At 46.3% G+C, this 18,980-nt stretch carries 21 protein-coding genes and 1 tRNA gene; 13 read left to right on the top strand and 9 right to left on the bottom strand.

Annotated elements, in window-relative coordinates; translation table 11 throughout:
- Window positions 1-178 precede the first annotated feature (178 nt).
- The 5 genes from BQ5375_RS00495 to BQ5375_RS00470 all read left to right on the top strand — a co-directional run bounded on the left by BQ5375_RS00495 (window position 179) and on the right by BQ5375_RS00470 (window position 3,125).
- Entirely contained in the window at window positions 179-871 is a 693-nt protein-coding gene (locus BQ5375_RS00495) for a GTP pyrophosphokinase (RefSeq protein WP_076917230.1), read from the top strand.
- A 120-nt stretch (window positions 872-991) separates the two neighbouring features.
- On the top strand, window positions 992-1,270 hold the full coding sequence (locus tag BQ5375_RS00490) for a hypothetical protein (RefSeq protein WP_022131396.1): 279 nt from the start codon (window positions 992-994) through the stop codon (window positions 1,268-1,270).
- 146 nt (window positions 1,271-1,416) lie between these two features.
- Window positions 1,417-1,493, top strand: a tRNA-Met gene (locus BQ5375_RS00485).
- A 212-nt stretch (window positions 1,494-1,705) separates the two neighbouring features.
- Window positions 1,706-2,479, top strand: a complete 774-nt coding sequence (locus tag BQ5375_RS00480) for an HAD-IIA family hydrolase (RefSeq protein ID WP_022132861.1) — start codon at window positions 1,706-1,708, stop codon at window positions 2,477-2,479.
- A gap of 505 nt (window positions 2,480-2,984) precedes the next feature.
- Entirely contained in the window at window positions 2,985-3,125 is a 141-nt protein-coding gene (locus BQ5375_RS00470; protein WP_022132859.1) for a helix-turn-helix domain-containing protein, read from the top strand.
- 598 nt (window positions 3,126-3,723) lie between these two features.
- Here the strand turns inward: BQ5375_RS00470 and ant(6) are convergent.
- The 3 genes from ant(6) to BQ5375_RS00445 form a co-directional block, all read right to left on the bottom strand.
- The gene (gene ant(6) / locus BQ5375_RS00455; RefSeq protein ID WP_076917228.1) at window positions 3,724-4,590 is read right to left on the bottom strand and encodes an aminoglycoside 6-adenylyltransferase; all 867 of its coding nucleotides are present in this window, start codon (window positions 4,588-4,590) and stop codon (window positions 3,724-3,726) included.
- Window positions 4,591-4,765: 175 nt separating this feature from the next.
- Window positions 4,766-5,311, bottom strand: a complete 546-nt coding sequence (locus tag BQ5375_RS00450) for a P-loop nucleotide/nucleoside kinase family protein (RefSeq protein WP_001071501.1) — start codon at window positions 5,309-5,311, stop codon at window positions 4,766-4,768.
- 28 nt (window positions 5,312-5,339) lie between these two features.
- Window positions 5,340-6,143: a helix-turn-helix domain-containing protein gene (locus tag BQ5375_RS00445; protein WP_002334816.1), complete on the bottom strand. Its 804-nt coding sequence runs from the start codon at window positions 6,141-6,143 to the stop codon at window positions 5,340-5,342.
- A 338-nt stretch (window positions 6,144-6,481) separates the two neighbouring features.
- On the opposite strand from BQ5375_RS00445, the gene BQ5375_RS00435 reads away from it, so the two are divergent.
- The 6 genes from BQ5375_RS00435 to BQ5375_RS00405 all read left to right on the top strand — a co-directional run bounded on the left by BQ5375_RS00435 (window position 6,482) and on the right by BQ5375_RS00405 (window position 10,970).
- The gene (locus BQ5375_RS00435; RefSeq protein ID WP_002588751.1) at window positions 6,482-6,895 is read left to right on the top strand and encodes a cysteine-rich VLP domain-containing protein; all 414 of its coding nucleotides are present in this window, start codon (window positions 6,482-6,484) and stop codon (window positions 6,893-6,895) included.
- A gap of 111 nt (window positions 6,896-7,006) precedes the next feature.
- Complete coding sequence (locus BQ5375_RS00430; RefSeq protein ID WP_002588752.1) at window positions 7,007-7,402, top strand: replication initiator protein A; 396 nt, start codon at window positions 7,007-7,009, stop codon at window positions 7,400-7,402.
- Window positions 7,403-7,585: 183 nt separating this feature from the next.
- Window positions 7,586-8,530: a MobV family relaxase gene (mobV, locus tag BQ5375_RS00420; RefSeq protein WP_002334814.1), complete on the top strand. Its 945-nt coding sequence runs from the start codon at window positions 7,586-7,588 to the stop codon at window positions 8,528-8,530.
- A 72-nt stretch (window positions 8,531-8,602) separates the two neighbouring features.
- Window positions 8,603-8,797: a hypothetical protein gene (locus tag BQ5375_RS00415; protein WP_002334813.1), complete on the top strand. Its 195-nt coding sequence runs from the start codon at window positions 8,603-8,605 to the stop codon at window positions 8,795-8,797.
- Between the two features lie 99 nt (window positions 8,798-8,896).
- Window positions 8,897-10,519, top strand: a complete 1,623-nt coding sequence (locus tag BQ5375_RS00410; RefSeq protein WP_002334812.1) for a recombinase family protein — start codon at window positions 8,897-8,899, stop codon at window positions 10,517-10,519.
- A 70-nt stretch (window positions 10,520-10,589) separates the two neighbouring features.
- Window positions 10,590-10,970: a hypothetical protein gene (locus BQ5375_RS00405; protein WP_076917226.1), complete on the top strand. Its 381-nt coding sequence runs from the start codon at window positions 10,590-10,592 to the stop codon at window positions 10,968-10,970.
- Between the two features lie 40 nt (window positions 10,971-11,010).
- Here the strand turns inward: BQ5375_RS00405 and BQ5375_RS00400 are convergent, their stop codons facing one another.
- Window positions 11,011-11,682 (bottom strand): DUF1847 domain-containing protein, encoded by a 672-nt coding sequence (locus BQ5375_RS00400; protein WP_022131545.1) that lies wholly within the window; start codon window positions 11,680-11,682, stop codon window positions 11,011-11,013.
- Window positions 11,683-11,837: 155 nt separating this feature from the next.
- On the opposite strand from BQ5375_RS00400, the gene BQ5375_RS00395 reads away from it, so the two are divergent.
- Entirely contained in the window at window positions 11,838-13,229 is a 1,392-nt protein-coding gene (locus BQ5375_RS00395) for an alanine/glycine:cation symporter family protein (RefSeq protein WP_022131544.1), read from the top strand.
- On the top strand, window positions 13,193-13,705 hold the full coding sequence (locus BQ5375_RS00390; RefSeq protein WP_022131543.1) for a DUF4830 domain-containing protein: 513 nt from the start codon (window positions 13,193-13,195) through the stop codon (window positions 13,703-13,705). Before BQ5375_RS00395 ends, BQ5375_RS00390 begins: the two co-directional genes overlap by 37 nt.
- A gap of 33 nt (window positions 13,706-13,738) precedes the next feature.
- Here the strand turns inward: BQ5375_RS00390 and BQ5375_RS00385 are convergent, their stop codons facing one another.
- The 5 genes from BQ5375_RS00385 to clpB form a co-directional block, all read right to left on the bottom strand.
- Complete coding sequence (locus BQ5375_RS00385) at window positions 13,739-14,353, bottom strand: SLOG family protein (protein ID WP_022131542.1); 615 nt, start codon at window positions 14,351-14,353, stop codon at window positions 13,739-13,741.
- Complete coding sequence (locus BQ5375_RS00380; protein ID WP_022131541.1) at window positions 14,350-14,988, bottom strand: DNA-3-methyladenine glycosylase; 639 nt, start codon at window positions 14,986-14,988, stop codon at window positions 14,350-14,352. The genes BQ5375_RS00385 and BQ5375_RS00380 overlap by 4 nt, the downstream gene beginning before the upstream one ends.
- 16 nt (window positions 14,989-15,004) lie before the next feature.
- The gene (locus BQ5375_RS00375; RefSeq protein WP_022131540.1) at window positions 15,005-15,481 is read right to left on the bottom strand and encodes an HIT family protein; all 477 of its coding nucleotides are present in this window, start codon (window positions 15,479-15,481) and stop codon (window positions 15,005-15,007) included.
- 4 nt (window positions 15,482-15,485) lie between these two features.
- The gene (locus tag BQ5375_RS00370; RefSeq protein ID WP_022131539.1) at window positions 15,486-16,226 is read right to left on the bottom strand and encodes a pseudouridine synthase; all 741 of its coding nucleotides are present in this window, start codon (window positions 16,224-16,226) and stop codon (window positions 15,486-15,488) included.
- Between the two features lie 126 nt (window positions 16,227-16,352).
- The gene (clpB, locus tag BQ5375_RS00365; protein ID WP_076917225.1) at window positions 16,353-18,965 is read right to left on the bottom strand and encodes an ATP-dependent chaperone ClpB; all 2,613 of its coding nucleotides are present in this window, start codon (window positions 18,963-18,965) and stop codon (window positions 16,353-16,355) included.
- Window positions 18,966-18,980 lie beyond the last annotated feature (15 nt).

The raw sequence follows: 18,980 nt of genomic DNA, 5'->3' as shown, positions 1-18,980 counted from the left end.
TGTTGCAATTGATTTTTGTCTGTGGAAACAGTATGCTGTTATTATAAGGAAAGGGATAGAACATATCATAGATTTTTGCATCAAAATATGATATACTAATATCAGTTACCATTTTTGTCGGAAAACTGATCAATCAAACGGCGATATTGAGCATAAAAAGGAAGGACGAACATCACACATGGGACAGTTCAGCAACGCAAAAAAACTCTTAAAGGATATTAACGCGATCCAGTCTCCGCAGGATCTGTTGGAAACCTTTGCGGACATGGAACAAGACATGGCTTTGTACGAATCCGGCATTCAGGAAGTACGGACAAAACTGGAGATTTTGCAGCGAGATGCCCGTTTTGGAGCAGGACACAATCCAATTGAATCGATCAAAAGCCGAATCAAAAAACCGATGAGCATTATCGAAAAGATGCATCGAAAAGGATATCCTATCTCTCTGGAATCCATGCGGGCTAACCTCAACGATGTTGCAGGCATCCGCGTCATCTGCCCGTTTATCGAGGACATTTATACTGTCGTCGAGATGCTCAGCCGACAAGATGACCTGACCGTTATCGAAAAGAAGGATTACATCCAAAATCCAAAACCGAACGGCTACCGCAGCTATCACATGATTTTGGAAGTTCCAGTCTTTCTTTCCGACCGCAAACAGCCTGTCCGTGTGGAGATTCAGCTGCGCACCATTGCCATGGACTTCTGGGCAAGTCTGGAACATCAAATTCATTATAAGGCAAGCCGCGAAGTTCCTGACTGTGTTGTAGATGAACTCAAAGAGTGCGCTGACATCATCGCACACACAGATGAACGGATGCAGAGTCTTTCCAAGCAGATTCGATGCATTCGCGACACCCACGAAAAATAGAATCCTGCTAAAAAAGCGAATTTACATGAAAATTTGATTGTAATTTTCATCCGAATTGGGTATAATGAACCTATCAGAACCTTTTATGAAAGGAAATTCATCAACAAAGGAGTGTGCTCCATGAAAAAAAGCGTATTGATTTCCCTGATTGCATTGGGAATTTCTTTGATCGGTCTGGTCATTGCACTGGCAGCTTGGCTGCACAAGAAAAAAGACCTCATCTGCGATGATTTTGACGATGACCTTCTGACAGACGAGGATGAAGATGCCGAATACATCGCTGCCCAGTATATGGACCATCCTGCAAAAGAAGAGGCAGAAGAAGAAAACGAGCCGGAAGAACAGGAAGAAACATCCAGTGATGAGGATGATTCTCTTGCTCCAGACGTCGAGCTCTAATCCTTTTGGGATTTAGAAAAACTTCCTTCCCTTTTAGGGAAGGAAGTTTATTTTGGATTTAAAAATATATTTTTAAAAATTTCAAAAAAGCTCTTGCTTTTTTGAATGTAATATGGTATTATATTTAAGCACTCAAAATTATATATCGCGGGATGGAGCAGTTTGGTAGCTCGTCGGGCTCATAACCCGAAGGTCGTTGGTTCAAATCCAGCTCCCGCAACCAATAAAACCTGAACACAGAATGTGTTCAGGTTTTTCTTTTTCTATACTGCTCCTTAAAATCAAAACGTTTAAAAAAAGTTTCGATCCATGACATCCTGTCGTTCCACAAATCTTCATGTTTTTTCACAGACTGTTAAATTGAATTTCGGGTTTACTCATGTTACAATAGTGGTGTGAAAAAGAAAGAGAAAAATTTGAAGGAGGAGCTATCACATGGAACAGCTTCGTAAAGCAAAAGGCTTCATCTGCGATATGGATGGAGTTATCTACCACGGAAACAAAATTTTACCAGGTGTCAAGGAATTTGTTGAATGGTTATATCGCGAAAACAAACAATTCTTATTCCTGACCAACAACAGCGGCAAGACACCAAAAGAATTGCAGGAAAAACTGGCACGAATGGGGCTGGAAGTCGACGAGCATCACTTCTATACCAGCGCCCTTGCTACCGCCGAGTTCATTTCCCGTCAAAGTCCTGGTGCCCATGTCTTTGTTATCGGGGAACCTGGATTATACAATGCTTTATATGAAAAGGGCATTACCTTGGATGACACCTCCCCGGATTATGTTGTAATCGGAGAATCTTCCAGCTATAACTACGATAATATCTGTAAGGCAGTTCACCATGTCCAGAACGGTGCCCGTCTGATTGGAACAAACTATGACCTCACCGGTCCGACCGAACAGGGAATTATGCCTGCCTGCCGCGCCTTTGTAAAACCGATTGAGCTGGTTACCGGCAAAGAAGCTTACTATATCGGCAAGCCAAATCCTCTGATGATGCGCACCGGCTTAAACATGCTCGGCGTACATTCTCAGGAGGCTGTCATGATTGGCGACCGTATGGATACTGATATTGTTGCCGGCATCGAAAGTGGTCTGGACACCGCACTGGTTCTGTCCGGTGTTTCCACCCGCGAAACGGTTAAACTGTTCCCTTACCGTCCAAGACTGATTCTCAACGGCGTGGGAGATATTCCAGACTAATCTTACTTTGTCAGCATATTTTTCTTTTCTCATCTCAAAGTTAAAAATCCCAGTGAGGTAAAATGATATGCTCAAGGCCTTTTTTGCAGTAGTCTACTTCTGTATATTTTTATTTTTCATCGATTTGATCTTTCGAAATACGTTAAGTGTATTCACCGATATATTGGCAGTGATTTGTTGGATCATCGCATTGATTTTAAGTATCGGAATGGCTGACTATACTGTAAAAAAAGTAAAAGACAAGTATGGAAAAAAATAATTTCAGCTTCCCCTGAAATTTAATGTAGACTCCAATTCCGATACAATAGAACAAAATTTCTCAAGGCGGCAGCTGGTTTTCCAGCTGCCGCCTTATTCATAACATAACGCTACCTTCTTTAAGATTAAACCAGTGATTGAATCTTCCTGTCATCTACTCTACGACAGCGTTATTGAAACTGCAAACCAACCTTGTTATACTCAATATCAGAAACCGGTTTCAAAACACATGATGGAGGTTTTGAGTATGATTGATACCATTCTGGTTGGAAAACAGATTGCTTCCTTAAGGAAAGCAAAAGGATTGACGCAGAATCAACTTGGGGAAAGATTAAATATTTCGTTTCAGGCAGTTTCTAAATGGGAACGTGGAGTTTCCCAAAGTTAAAGATACCACATCAATCCCACGCTGACTTTTGCTCAACCGATACAGCCGGAGGGCTGGATAACAAGAAAAGGCGGTATGCGCCCCGTGGAGGGGTAGCGTACCGCCTTTTCTTGTGGGGGTTTCCAAAGGGGGCAACGCCCCCATTTGGCACACGACTTTGCGAAGCAAAGTGTAGTGTGTTATACGCTCTGTCGGCGTTGCCGTGAAAATGCCGTTGCCGCCGGGGAGGGCAAGGGCATTTGAAGCGGCAGGAAAACAGGGCTGTGCTTGCGTGGCGTAGAGCCGTAAGCACAGGTCTGGTTTCAACAGCAGACTGGGCGTATATGAAAGCCCCCGTCCCTCGTCCTACGCTCCGACTTGTGGACAAAGTGTCCCGAAGTTGTGGCCACACTCCCAGAAAAGTAGCAGGACAGCGGGTAACCGTCAAGGCTGAAATGAACGGGTTTACACCCGGCCTTGACCGCCGCCCGCCGTCCCACTGAATGGGTGGACAAGGCGGCCAATCCCTCAAAGTGCTTGGCCGCTCTCTTTCTGATTTTGAGGTATTCAGTTTTTCAAAATTGAATAATCAAAATAAATTTTTTCGATTGAAAAAATTTTATTTGTTATCATCTTCAATGCCATATTTTTTCTTTTGCCGAATCACATAATTACTGATTTTTTCATCATATAGTGGATACTGGTAATCCAACTGGCATGCCACTTCTGACGAAACCTCCCGGAACAATGCCATACATTGTTCAAAGGATTCCCACATATGGGGATAGGAATCCATATTATAAGTGGACATAAGTCGTTCCCACAATTCCTCTGGGACATATTGCTTCATAAATTTATAGTTTTTTCCCAAACTGAAATGAAATCCCTGTTTGATACCAATCAGCCAGGAAATCATGCGAAGCAATTCTTTTCGTACTATATCATTCATATGGTCAATAGCAAAAAGAATTTCTTTGCGGCATAAGCCCTTTACTACATATGTTGTAGTATTCCAAAATTCATTACAGCAATCGTCAAACATTCTTTGAGTAGGCTTCCGCAAGTGGTAGTCTATATCCGTTGGTATTGGCGGCTTTACGATACGGTTGTCTTTATCCAACAGTAACTTTACCAGTTTATCCCATGTAAAATACTCGTCTATCAGTTCCAGCGGCAGCAAAGTTAAATCTATCTTAACATCATCAGTAAACAGCATTAAATATGAAAATCCCTTTTCTACAGCTGGAAATAATTCCATATCTTCCGGCTTTTGCAGAATCAACCTTTCACCAAATATATCTAGCCATTTATCATCACTTGTGAAGCTGTCCATATCCGTAACAAAAAAAGTAATATCAAAATCCTGAAAATCATCAGGCGGAATATTAGTATTTGTTCTAGATCCTTCCAAAGTAACCATGCGAATGCGTTTGTCTGTTTTTGCAAAATTCAAAACAATATCATAAACTTCCTTTTCTGATCTCATTTTTATCTCCTCCAATTATTGAAATAGGTGTGAAACCATTTTGGGGCTTTCCCGCCTTGATTACCCTTTAGCAAAGACGGGCGGGACTGTCAACGGCGGCGCATGAAATGCGCCGTTCATCTTGACCGTTGACTGGCTCGGCTGGCTTTGCTATCTTCCTGACAAATGGGAATGTCTAAGATAGTAAAGACGTCCCACATGCAACTCTTTCTTTTATTGCGGAAACCGTATCTTTAATTGTGAATGTAGTTGTGTCTATGACATTTGATTCATATACTCCCAAACCGGAAAATTGCTCCCACATTGTTTCCACTAATTCAATATTTGTTTTTCTATCTAATTTTGAGCGTTCCACAGCTCGCTTCATAGTTTCTTTTTTACTCGCTCTTAATACAATATAGTGTACCTCGTAATCTTCTTGGGCAAGAGCTTTCCATGGCTCCAAAAACCATGGCCCGACAATCCCATCTACAATTACATCATATCCGCCACGAGCATATCGCTTTGCAGCTTCTAAAAAGGCTTCAATGACAACCAGATTTTGCTCGTTGGATTCTGGCAAATGTGGTGGTATTGCGCCTTTGCTTAAGTAATGAAAAAAGTCATCGGTGTGCATATGCACTGATTTATCCATATCTGATTCCTTTGCGACAATTGACGCAGTTGTTGTTTTTCCTGTCCCCGGTGAGCCTGTAATCACAATAATTCTTCCTTGATTCATCTGTATTTTCCCTCACAATTCAAATTTATCACTTTGTTCCTGCCTGCTCAATCATCTTCTTCGCAAACTGCTGGAACATTTCAACAGTTTCTTTATCCATCGGTGTAAGCTGTCCGATCTGTCCAGCTATCATCGCCGTTACATCGTCAATGGAAAGTGGTTTTTGTTTCTGTTCCGCCAGTGCGTCCCGCATGGCTTGGAACATAGCGGCGGTCACAGCTTCTCCCGGCTGTTCCCCGTTGTCAATGTCTTTCTTAATGTCCCGCAGGATAGCCAGGAACACATTTTTGATTTTTTCAATCTCCGCTTCATGTTCCCCTATCTTTTGGGCGTTCAAAAGCTGTAAATCCTGCTTCGCTTCTGCCCGGTGTTCCGGGTGTTCTTTCATCAGGTCGGACAGGGAAGCCGTTGCCATCTCGATAAGCTGGTTTCTTGCTGTTATGCCCTTTGCCGCCGTATCCTGAAAATAAATCCGTATCAAATCTATCAGCTTAGGAAAATTCCTGTGTTCCAACAGGCGGTTGAGGATTTGCACATCAACAGCACCCGTCACAAGCCCCCTCACGGCTCCCTCGGACAAGCCTAATTCAGAAATATCGTAGCTTTTACGAACGCTCACGGTAGACAAGCCCAGTATGTAGTCTGTCGATACCTTAAATTCCTTTGCCACACCTATGAGAATATCACTGCTGACCGTTCTTGTTTCGCCGCTGACAATGCGGCTCAACTGGGAAGCGGAAACGCCTATCTTCTCCGCAAGTTCCTTTTGTGTGATGTGGTTCCCGTTGCATAAATCGGAAATCCGCTGTCCGGGCGTTCCGGGTAAAGCCATAGATACGCACCTCCTCCGCATACTTCCATTATACAGAATGATTGCAAAAATGCAATTTCCAAAGTGTAAACTTCATCAAAATGCAATTCTCGCAATATTCCGGGAATTGCATTTTTTTCGTGTAGACTTAGGGTAGTTCATCGATGGACGGCACCTTGAAAACAGAATGACCGTCCGAAAAGGAATACCCCGGCTGGGGAAGCACCGCAAGGAGTCGGACTTCGGGACAAAATGTCCCGAAGTTGCGAGGAGCGTGCCAACGCCGGAACACGCCGCAGGAATGGGGCAGGAAACCTTTTCGGGGAGAACGGCAACGGAAAGCAAAATGGAGGGAACGCATGAGAGATAACCCCTATAAAGACTTGCCGCCGCTGGAACGCAGGCCGGACGGTTCCCTTTACCGCATGACCCCGGCGCAGAGAAAACAGGCGGCCAGCCTGATACGCCGGGAGTGCTGTTGCTGTGAGGACGGCAACTGCATTGTCCTTGACGATGGGGACACCTGCACCTGTCCGCAGACGATTTCTTTCTCGGTCTGCTGTAAGTGGTTCCGCTGGGCGGTCTTGCCGCTGGACGGGACGCTGGAAGCGGAGATTTTCCGGGATAAGGACTTGAAACGCTGTGAGGTCTGCGGCGGTGTGTTCGTCCCCAAATCCAACCGGGCAAAATACTGCCCCGGCTGTGCCGCCAGAGTTCACAGGCGGCAGAAAACAGAAAGTGAACGGAAAAGGAGGTCTGCTGTGGACAGTTAGGAGCGAAAAAAGCCTTGATTTATCAGGCTTCGCAAGCCCCAAACCGGGGCTGGTGGTATAAAGTATCGCCCGCCCCGGAAAACGGGCTTCTAACCGTCCACAAAACGCACTATGACAAATACCATCTATATCCATCAGCCGGAAAAGGCGTTCAGCTTCACCCGGCTCCCGAATTTCCTCTTTGAAGCCCCCACATTCAAGCCCTTGTCCAACGAGGCAAAGGTTCTGTACGCCTTTATCCTGCGCCGGACAGAGTTATCCCGCAAGAATGGGTGGGCGGATGATTGCGGACGGATTTATCTGTACTATCCCATCTGCGAGGTGGTTGACCTGCTCCACTGTGGGCGGCAGAAAGCGGTAAACACCCTGCGGGAACTGCAATACGCCGGGCTGGTGGAGATCCAGAAGCAGGGCTGTGGAAAACCCAACCGCATTTTCCCAAAATCCTATGAAGCGGTTCCAAACACCGACTTCAAGAAATCCGGTTCTGGTACGCCGGAGGGCTGAAAACCGTACTTATGAAGTGAGGAAATCACTCCCCGGAAGTACGAAAACCGGACGGTATATAGAAATACAAAGATTAAAAAGATTTATTTATATTCTATCCATTCCAATCCTATCCGAGCTAATTTCTGCGGGATTTTCCCTGTGGAAAACCCCGGATAGGAAAGGAATGGGGAAAGGAGCAGAATGGCACAACACGCAATTTTGCGGTTTGAGAAGCACAAGGGCAACCCGGCAAGGCCGCTGGAAGCCCATCACGAAAGACAGAAAGAACAATACGCCAGCAACCCCGACATTGACACAAGCCGGAGCAAGTACAACTTTCATATCGTCAAGCCAGAGGGCAGGTACTATCATTTCATTCAAAACCGCATTGAACAGGCCGGGTGCCGAACCCGCAAGGACAGCACACGGTTTGTCGATACGCTGGTAACTGCCAGCCCGGAGTTTTTCAAGGGGAAATCCCCAAAGGAGATACAGGCGTTTTTCCAGAGGGCGGCGGACTTCCTCATTGGCCGGGTAGGACGGGAAAATATCGTGTCGGCGGTGGTACACATGGACGAGAAAACGCCCCACCTGCATTTGACCTTTGTTCCGCTGACAAAGGACAACCGCCTGTGTGCAAAGGAGATTATCGGCAACCGGGCAAACCTGACGAAGTGGCAGGACGATTTTCACGCCTATATGGTGGAGAAATATCCTGACTTGGAGCGTGGGGAGAGCGCCAGCAGGACAGGCCGGAAGCATATCCCCACCCGGCTTTTCAAACAGGCGGTTTCCCTCTCCCGGCAGGCAAGAGCCATTGAAGCCACACTGGACGGCATTAACCCGCTGAACGCCGGAAAGAAAAAAGAGGAAGCCCTCTCCATGCTGAAAAAGTGGTTCCCGCAGATGGAGAATTTCTCCGGGCAGTTGAAAAAGTACAAGGTCACAATCAATGACCTGCTGGCGGAGAATGAGAAGTTGGAAGCAAGGGCAAAGGCCAGCGAAAAAGGAAAGATGAAAGATACGATGGAACGGGCAAAGCTGAAAAGCGAACTGGACAATTTACAGCGGCTGGTTGACCGTATCCCGCCGGATATACTGGCGGAACTGAAACGTCAGCAGCGGCACACGGTAAAGGAAAGGTGATAGATATAAGCAGAAATTTTCGCCGCCTCTGTGCGGCATTGTACCTTGAAAACTGAATATGGAGGACACTGGATGGCAAAAAGTGAAAGCGATATTTTTACACCCCGAACAGGGCAGGTTATACAAGCAGAGAACGGCACGCAGTATTTTGTATGTGGGAACAACCGTATAAAAATCTCCGAACACTTCGCCGCAGGCGGGAAGCCCCTCGGTGATCTGATTGTAGATGTGGTGCGGCATACCGCAGAAAAAGCCGCTTCAACCTGATAGCCCATCATTGATAACACGCCCACGCTTATGATATAATTGCCATAGAGCAAAAGTATTGTAAGCGTGGGTTGTTTCTTTAGAAGGAGGATTTTTACGGTGAAACAACCTTACAATACTACGATTTACAACACGGCGCTTTATATGAGATTGAGCCGGGACGATGAACTGCAAGGAGAAAGCGGGAGTATTCAGACACAACGCATGATGCTCCGGCAATATGCCGCCGAGCATGGCCTGAATGTCATAGATGAATATATCGACGATGGATGGTCTGGAACGAACTTTGACAGGCCGGATTTTCAGAGAATGATTGATGACATTGAGGACGGGAAAATCAACTGCGTTGTTACGAAGGATTTATCCCGCTTAGGCAGAAACTACATTCTGACCGGCCAGTACACGGAAATCTACTTTCCCAGCAAAGGCGTCCGCTATATCGCTGTCAATGACAATGTGGACACCATCAACGGAGAGAATGAGCTTGCCCCATTCCTCAACATTCTGAATGAAATGCACGCCCGCCAGACCAGCAAAAAGGTAAAGGCGGCCATGCGGACACGGTTCGCAAATGGCGCACACTATGGAGCCTATGCTCCGCTTGGCTATGTCAAAGACCCAGATAAGAAAGGCCATCTTCTGATTGACCCGGAAACAAGGTGGATTATCGAAAAGATTTTTGACCTTGCCGTTCATGGCCGGGGAGCCGCCAGCATTACACGGATTTTGGTCGAAGAAAAAGTACCTACTCCCGGCTGGCTGAATTTCCAGAGATACGGCACTTTCGCAAATATCTATGCCGGAGCGCCGGAGGAAAAAGCCTATGCGTGGACGATAGCGCAGGTGAAAAGTATTCTGAAAGAGGAAACCTATATCGGACACAGCGTCCACAATAAGCAGACCAACATTTCATTCAAAAACAAGAAGAAAGTACGCAAGCCAAAAGAGGAATGGTATCGTGTGGAGAACACCCACGAAGCGATTATTTCCGAAGATGTGTTCCGTCAAGTACAGGAGCAGATTTGCAACAGGCGCAGACGGCAGAAGAACGGCACAACACAGATATTTTCCGGGCTGGTAAAATGTGCGGACTGCGGCTGGTCGCTGGCCTATGGTATGAACAGCCAGAACAAAAATCCCTATGCCCACTACCATTGTAGCAAGTACGGGCAAGGATTGCACCAGTGTTCCATGCACTATATCCGCTATGATGTGCTTTACGCCTATGTCCTTTCCCGTCTGCAATACTGGTCTGTGCTGGCACAGCAGGATGGGGACAAACTTCTGAAACGGCTACTTAACGCCAGCGACAAGGAACGCAATACTGCAAGGAAGCGGCAGACAGCCGAACTGAAAAAGGCGGAAAAGCGCAAAGCAGAAGTAGACACCCTGTTTGCAAAAATGTATGAGGACTGGTCTGCCGGACGCATTACAGAATACAATTTCAATATGCTGTCCGAAAAGTATCAGGGCGAACAGCGAGAATTGGACGTAAAAATTGAACGGCTTCACGAAGCGATGGAGACCGCCGCCCAGACAGCGGTTGACGCTGAAAAGTGGATAGGTCTGATGAAACAGTATGTCAATCCCACAGAATTGACGGCTGAACTTCTGAATACGCTGATTGAAAAAATCCTTGTCCATGAAGCGGTCAAAAGTGAGGACGGAAGCCGGGAACAGGAAGTGGAAATCTTCTACCGCTTTATCGGCAAAATCGAATGACACATCTTGAGATACCCAACAATATCTTTAACTAAGGGAAACGGGAGAAGCTCTTCCTGATATCAGTATTTTGGTTGACCTTGCAAATATTCTGGAAACTACAACAGATCATATTTTAAATGGCGGACAGCGCATCACACAGTATAGCCGAAAAATTTCTGTTGCACAGATGCGGGAAGGCATCGAATGCTTTGTCAAAATAGGAGAGCTGCTGGGGAAAGACAATCTGTTTTATCTCGGCGCTATGGAAGGAATCGACAACAAAATGAATATTGAGTTTGAAAAATATTTGTCCGATCCCTACACCAAAGAAGCTATGATCGCAGAAGCAACGGTACAAAACATTTCTTCAGGAGCATATATTGATCTTTCTGATATTCAAAAAGGATTTGAGGACCCTCACTGGGTCAGCGTCGTTACGAGCTATGCACAAAAACACAATATCAAATAAAAAAGGAAAGACCTGCACAAAAGTGCAGGTCTTTCCTTTTTTATTTATTGTACTCGGTATCTTTTGGATTTAAGTCGTCCGGATTATCTGGATAGAATTTCTTATGGTAGTAGCCCTGTGCCAGATAAACTGGTGCCAGAGGATTGTGTCCGGTCACACGGTCCTTCACTGCAAGTGCGGTGATCGGCGCTTCAGAATACTTGATAAACAAGGTATCATGTCCGACACAAAGTCCCAAAATCAGGTTAAATTCTGTTTTTGCCTGATTTAACAGCAGTGCCTGTCCGATTGGATTGCACATACTCTCGGTCTTACAGTTACCGCGAACCGCCTGCGCATCGGTGATGCCCAGAAAATCTTTGGTAATTGCGCCGTTTTTGCAGATGATGGAAACCACTTCAAAGCCGTTATATTCCAGGATATTCACGACTTCCTGTGCTTCTTTAAACAATCCGGTACAGAACGCCAGACCGATCTTGTGGTATCCGCCCCGATGCAAAAACTTGATAATCTCAATCAGTCTTGTATCCTGACAGTATCCGCCGGCTTCGGTCAGAGCTGCACAATAAGCGATGCGGTGATTTTCGGCATCCTGATACAGTTCTTTTGCCTGTTCCTGAATTTCCTGTTCCTTGCTCGGACATTCCGGCAGAGTCTTGGTCAGATCCTGCTTGGTGCAGCCCCTCTGAAAACATTTTGCACACTGATACAAATCAGATTCCCCCTTAGACCCACAATATTTGATACAGTTAAGTTTCCCTGTTCTTTTTTATTATACAAAATCCTTCCAAAAAGTCCAGCACCTGTTTTGCATATCTTTTTTGTTTGGATCATACCTTTTACCAAACTGATTTTGGGAGGTCTTTTATGCTCCAATCGATTCTGGATTCCGCTACCGAGGTTTTATGGGGCAGAGGAACCATCGCCCTGACCTTGTTATGTGGATTCTATTTTACCGTATGCACTGGATTTCTTCCAATCACCCGGCTGACCACCGTCTTGCGAAAAACCATCGGCAGCGTTTTTTCTTTTCATTCTGACCGGGAAAATGGCAAAGGAGTTTCCCCCTTCGCTGCTGTCAGCACTGCGCTGGGCGGAACCATGGGAGTGGGAAACATTGTCGGTGTGGGAGCAGCTTTGCAGCTGGGTGGCGCCGGTAGCATCTTCTGGATGTGGGTAGGTGCTTTCTTTGGAATGATGACTAAATACATGGAGGTCTTTCTTGCGGTGGAGTTTCGTCAGCGAGATCCTGATTCCCGTGCCTTGCGGGGCGGACCGATGTATTATATCTCCAAAGGGATTTCAGGAACATTGGGCAAAATCCTTGCTGTCCTCTTCTGTATTTTCTGCGCACTTGCAAGCTTTTCCAGCGGCAGCATGACCCAAACCAATGCCATTGCCCAGTCACTCTGGGAAAGCTTTTCCCTTTCCCCAACCTTCTGTGCGGTAATTCTTACCCTGCTGTGCGGCTGGGTTTTATCCGGCGGCTGTGACCGCGCGGTCAAAACATCTTCTGCCCTGGTTCCTCTGATGTCGCTGTTCTACCTTCTGGGATGCGGTGTGATTCTATTCTTTTACCGCCAAAACATTCCGGACGCTTTTCATCAGATTATAACACAGGCCTTTTCCACAGAAACTTCCGCACTCACCGGAACCGGCGTGGGATTTTTCGTTTCGATGCGGGTGGGAATCTCCCGCGGTATTTTTACCCATGAAGCAGGTCTTGGAAGTGCCTCGATCGCTCACGCGTGCAGCGGTGCCAAAAGTCCAGTGGAACAGGGATTCTGGGGTATCTTTGAGGTATTCTGCGACACCATTCTGGTTTGTTCCATTACCGCTCTGGTCATTCTGGCAAGTGGGGTTCCTCTTTCCCCTTCCGCGGCACAGGATGCCTTCCTGCTCTGCCTTGGAACAGGCGGAGGAAGAATGCTCAGCATTGCCATCACCCTGTTTGCCTTTGCCTCGGTCATCAGCTTTTGCCTATATGGACAAAGATGTATCGAATACCTGTTCCCGCACAGCACGACTGCACTGCAAATCTATCGCCTGCTCTTTTTGACCGGCTGTGCTGTCGGTTGCTTTACCCAGCTTCCACTGGTATTTTCGCTGGCTGATCTGCTCAATGCCTGTCTGCTCCTGCCAAATCTTGTGGCACTGGTTATCTTATCCCCACGAGTTTTTGCAAAAACCAGAGAATACTTTTTGAAGGGAGAACGCCGTCCATGTTCATCTGTTCGATTAAGCCAAAAGTCCTGTTAAAGCGGATTTTTCTGATTGCACTGCTCTTCGCAGCAACCATTCTGCTCATTGGAATCATCCAAAAAGAAAAAGCCCCTTCTTCTGATCCCCTGCCTTCTATTTCCCAGACACACGACACCAACACACCGGACAATTCCTCCCGCATCCAGTTTCTGCAAAGCTTTGGATGGAAGGTATCCAGTGAGCCAATCGAAGTGGTGCAGGTCGTGATCCCGCAAACCTTCGGGGATGTCTACCAAAATTACAACGAGATTCAGACCTCCCAGGGCTTTGATCTGAGTAAGTTTAAAGGAAAACAGGTCAGCCGATTTACCTACTCGGTACTCAATTACCCCGGACAAAAGGAGTATATCCGCGCAAATCTTTTGATCTATAAAAACCAGGTCATTGGCGGGGATGTCTGTTCTGTCTTTGCAGAAAACGGCTTTATGCAGGGGTTTGCTTTCCCGTCAGCAGATACTTCCTCCGAACAGTAAAAAACCAGATGCTGTCTGAGACAGCATCTGGTTTTATTTTTTCTTAAAAAATTCCCGGACCACCATGTTTTCTTCAAGGTAAATTTTCTCAATACAGGAAAGCTTCTCTTCTTCCTCTTCGGGAAGATACTCTGCGTTTAAGTCGCCGGTCAGGTCTATTAAACGGGCATTTTTCTTTCTGGCATAGGCTACCGTCTGGGCGGTTCCGCTTCGTACCGAATGTACCATATAGTAGACACACACACAGCTGTGATCCACCATATAGTAATTGCGCCGTTTCATACAGTCTTCGGTATAAACAGGACTGATAATCTCCACCTTATCTGCATGTTCTGCAATCTGTTCAAAGAGCGCGATCTCCCTTTGCGGCCATTGCTCATACTGCTGCGGATAAGGCAATGCCAGATACAGCTGAATCTGCGGAAAATATGCCTTCATCTCCAGCACTGTCATTGCTGCCATACTGTCAAATCCTCTGGCTCCGCCGGTATAAAACCGATATATTCCTTCCTTTGCCAGCTGTGCAATGGTGCTGCGCAGTTTATCCCGCAGAATATTTCTGTCTTCTTCGGACTTTGGCAGCACCCGATGTCCGGTAAAACAACAGGAATCATATTTTTCCAGGCAGAAAAATGTATCCACTGTCATTCTTGTCCCCTCCACTTAACGGACAGGCAGGCGCTTTTGGTATCGACAAACCGATACAAAAAGTCCCGTGCCTCCTCTGCATAATCAATGTTGATTCTTTTTGTTGCAGCAATCTGCTTTTCCGGAACAGAAATCCCCTCACAGATAAAAAGTTCATCTTCGGTAAGGAGGATGCCGTTCTGTTCCCGGGTAATTCCCATTGCGTCACAAAGCCGTCCGGGACCGGAAAGCAGATTTTTTTCGTTTAAGCTTTTAATCTGCTTTTTGCTTTGCCGAAGTTCCTTCATCCGCTCGATTCCCTCTACCGGACAAGCAGCCCGAATCAATACTGCTTCGGGAACCCCTTCTTCCCTTGTGGTGATATTAAAGCAGCTGTACATTCCATAGATGAGGTAGACATACGCCTTGCCGCCTTCCTCAAACATCACCTTTGTCCGTTCAGATTTTCCCTTATAGGAGTGGCAGGCTTTGTCAGAAAATCCGGTGTAAGCTTCGGTTTCGCAGATGATGGCAGACAAAGTTTCCCCACCGATTTTCCGCACCAGCAGCTTGCCAATGAGCTTTTTTGCGACATTGACCGTATCATCAAGATAAAACGAGCGGGGCAATTTCTGATAAGAAATATTTTGCTTCATTGTTCTTTCCTGTGTCTTAAAGTTTCATACCAAATCCCAAACGGCTTTGGTACACCTTCTGGATTTGCATTTTGAGCCGTTTGGTCTGTTCTTCCAGTTGATGCGGTGTCGGCCGGTAGGCATCATTCCACATCTCTTCCCTTGGCAGCCACCAGACCGGTCCTTTTTGCGGGGTATCCCCAGTTACGCGGGGGAACAGATGCCAGTGCAGATGGATGTCTCCATTTCCTAAAAGCTCATAGTTCATCTTTTCTGGCTGATAAACCTGATAGACTGCCTCTGCTACCAGAGACATCTCCTGCAAAAACTTCATCCGATAATCCCAAGGAAGAAGGTGCAGCTCAGTTTCATGCTGCTTACATAAAAACAGGGTATAACCTGCAAATCGCTGATGATCTCCCAGCACTACATATCCAGTTTCCAGCTCGCAGACGAAATAGGGATTGCATCCTTTTTGAATCTGTTCAATCCGCTCACAGATTAGACATCCCATCCTGTTATTCCTCCGTAGATTCGTCCCTTGTGCTGACAAGTCTCAGTTCTTCCGCTGTCAGCTCTCGGCATTTTCCTTCTTCGAGATTTGGGTCAAGCGGAAGTTTTCCCATCTGAACTCGTTTGAGTTCCAGTACCTTTAAGCCGTAAGCACCAAACATCCGCTTAATCTGATGGTACATTCCTTCCTTGAGGATGACCTCACCCCAGTCGCCCTGTTCTTCCGAAGAGATTTTTTTAAGCGATGCCGGTAAAGTAAAATCTTCCCCGATGGTAACCCCTTTTGCAAAGCCTTCCACCATCTCATCGGTGATGGTTCCGTTTACCAGCGCATGATAGGTTTTGGAAATATGCTTTTTCGGGGAAAGAATATCGTGGGCAAATTCCCCGTCATCGGTAATCAGCACAAAGCCGGTAGTATCCTTGTCCAGTCTTCCTGCTGGAAAAAGTCCTTTTCTCCACAGTTCCTTCGGAACAAGATCGACCACTGTCGGCAGTTTTTTGTCCTCGCTTGCACTGACGACCCCTTTTGGTTTATTGAGCATCAGGTAGATGTGCATACTTAAGGAAAGTTCCTTACCCTGTACCGCTACGGTATCGCTGTCAAAATCGACACCGAAATCTGCATTTTTTACTACCTGTCCGTTCACCGTTACCGCACCCTTGCGGATGAGTGTTTTAACCTCGCTGCGGGAAAGAGATCCCTGCATTGCGATTGCCTTATCCAGTCGTTGTTTCTTTGCCATTCTATTTTCTCCGTAATATGATAGTGTTCGTTTCTTTTTATTGTATCACAAGAATCTTCCCGATAAAAGAACAAAACAAAATCCCGGATACAGTTTGTATCCGGGATTTTATCCTTTTATCTTGTTTTAGCGGATTACCAGTTCCCCATTTTCAGCATCGATGACAACCTTGCACATTTCTTCATTCTCGTCCGAAACGCCAATCTCTCCAGAGATGATCTTTCTGCCAAGCATGGTTTCGACATGGCTCTGCAAAAATCTCTTGAGTGGTCTTGCACCGTAGATTGGGTCATAAGCATTGTCGATGATGTACTGTTTTGCAGCATCAGTCATGCTAAGCTCAATCTGTTTTGCCTCAAGACGTTTTTTCAGATCATTCATCAGCAGGTCAATGATATTGCCGATATTCTCTCTAGTCAATGGTTTATAGAAAACGATCTCGTCCAGACGGTTTAAGAATTCCGGACGGAAGCTATTCTTTAAGAGCATGTTGACCTGATTCTTTGCTTCCTCGCTGATTTCGCCATCAGGGGTGATGCCGTCCAGAATATAGGAAGAACCAAGGTTGGAGGTCAGGATGATAATGGTGTTCTTAAAGTCCACGGTACGGCCCTGAGAATCGGTGATTCTGCCGTCATCCAGCACCTGAAGTAGAACGTTGAATACATCTGGATGTGCTTTTTCAACCTCATCGAACAGAACAACCGAGTATGGTCTGCGGCGAACTGCTTCGGTCAGCTGACCGCCTTCCTCATAACCAACATATCCTGGAGGCGCTCCGATCAGACGGGAGACGGAGTACTTCTCCATATACTCACTCATATCGATACGGACCATGTTGTTTTCATCATCAAACAAGGTCTTTGCAAGGGTCTTTGCAAGCTGAGTCTTACCAACACCGGTAGGACCCAGGAAGAGGAAGGAACCGATCGGGCGGTTCGGGTCGGAGATACCAGCTCTGGAACGAAGGATTGCTTCGCTGACAAGGCGGACTGCCTCATCCTGTCCCACAACGTTCTGATGCAGGATATCCTCCATGTGCAAGAGTTTCTCCCGCTCACCTTCCATAATCTTAGCAACCGGGATGCCGGTCCACTTGCCGACTACCTTTGCAATCTCTTCTTCGGTAACTTTATCCCTCAAAAGGCTGGATTGCTGTGCTTCTTCTGCCAGTTTTTCTTCTTTTTCAAGCTCTGCTTTCAGCTGCGGCAGTTTGCCGTATTTGAGCTCGGCTGCCTTGTTAAGGTCATATTCCCGTTCAGCACGCTCGATCTCTCCGCCTACCTGTTCGATCTGTTCACGCAGCTTCTGAACCTTGGTGATAGCGGTCTTTTCGTTGTCCCACTGTGCCTTCATGGAATTGAATTTTTCTCTCAATTGAGCAAGCTCTTTGGTCACTGCTTCCAGACGCTCTTTGGAGAGTTTGTCTTCTTCTTTCTTGAGCGCTGCCTGAGCGATCTCTTGCTGGATGATCTTTCTGTTTAACTCATCCAGCTCTGTTGGCATGGAATCCATCTCGGTACGGATCATCGCACATGCTTCATCGACCAGGTCGATTGCCTTATCCGGCAGGAAACGGTCGGAGATATAACGGTCAGACAAGGTTGCAGCAGCAATCAAAGCTGCATCCTGAATCTTAACGCCATGATATACCTCATAACGTTCTTTCAGACCACGCAGAATGGAGATGGTGTCCTCAACGGTTGGCTCTGCAACCAGTACCGGCTGGAATCTTCGTTCCAGTGCTGCATCCTTTTCGATATACTGGCGGTATTCGTTTAAGGTAGTAGCACCGATACAGTGCAGTTCACCGCGGGCAAGCATTGGTTTTAACAGGTTGCCGGCATCCATTGAGCCTTCGGTCTTACCTGCGCCAACAATGGTATGCAGCTCATCAATAAAGAGGATGATCTTGCCTTCACTCTTTTTGATTTCGCCCAAAACAGCTTTGAGTCGTTCCTCAAATTCGCCTCTGAATTTTGCACCAGCAATCAGTGCACCCATATCCAATGAAAAGATGGTCTTATCCTTTAAGTTTGCCGGAACGTCCCCGCGCACGATACGAAGTGCCAAACCTTCTGCAATTGCGGTTTTACCTACACCAGGTTCACCGATCAGGACCGGGTTGTTCTTGGTCTTTCTGGACAGAATCATGATAACATTTCGAATCTCAGAATCTCTGCCGATTACGGGATCAAGTTTTTTATTTCTTGCATCCTCTACCAAATCGTGACCGTATTTTTTGAGTACATCATAGGTGCTTTCCGGCGAATCGCTGGTAACACGGGTATTTCCTCTTACCTGCTGGAGGACCTTTAAGAATTCGTTTTTCTGAATCGAGAATAGTTTAAAAATATCTCTCAAGTTTTTATTTGGATTTTCAAGCAGGGCGATCATCAGATGTTCCACCGAGACATATTCGTCCTTCATGGAATCTGCGATTCCTTCTGCTTTGGCAAGTACGCTGTCAACATCCTGTGCAACATAAATCTTTCCAGCTTCTCTGCCCGAACCGGTTACGCCCGGCATTTTATCAATCTGCTGTTTGACTGCCTGTGCAACTGCCTGTGGATCTTTTTCCATCTTCTTAAGCAGCTGAGCAATCAGGCTTTCGTCCATTGTCAGCAGTGCATACAGCAGGTGTTCCTGCTCGATCTGCATATTATTGTTTTCCAGAGCAATGTTGTTGGCTGTCTGAACGGCCTCTAACGACTTGTGGGTAAATTTTTGTGCATTCATTTCTCTTCACACCTT

This window comes from Negativibacillus massiliensis, from assembly GCF_900148495.1.
GTDB classification, from domain to species: Bacteria; Bacillota; Clostridia; order Oscillospirales; family Ruminococcaceae; genus Negativibacillus; species Negativibacillus massiliensis.
This window is presented reverse-complemented; position numbering and strand designations above follow the sequence as displayed.